1 protein-coding gene is annotated in these 268 nt (G+C 39.9%); it reads right to left on the bottom strand.

Annotated features, from left to right (window positions below):
* The coding region (locus ELQ11_RS09795) for a cation:dicarboxylase symporter family transporter (protein ID WP_134225309.1) at window positions 1-268 on the bottom strand (268 nt) is incomplete at both ends.

The following is a 268-nucleotide window of genomic DNA, read 5'->3' as shown; positions in this document are numbered from 1 at the left end:
CTTGCGCCACAAGCTGCAAAAGTAGCGATAATGCTTAATAAAAAGGCTTGCAAAAAACTTACTTGTATGCCAACGCTATGTGCGGCGCTAAGACTTAGTATGGCTATGGTTACTGCTGCACCTGCCATGTTTATGGTTGCTCCAAGAGGGATGGAGATACTATAAAATTCTTTATTGATTCCAAGTTTAGCACAAAGTGCCATATTTACAGGAATATTTGCAGCTGAGCTTCTTGTAAAAAAAGCAAAAAAAGCGCTGTGTCTTAAGC

The organism is Campylobacter sp. US50a (assembly GCF_004379015.1).
Classification (GTDB): Bacteria; Campylobacterota; Campylobacteria; order Campylobacterales; family Campylobacteraceae; genus Campylobacter_D; species Campylobacter_D jejuni.
The sequence above is the reverse complement of the archived record's forward strand: the minus strand, read 5'-3'. Positions and strand labels throughout refer to the sequence as shown.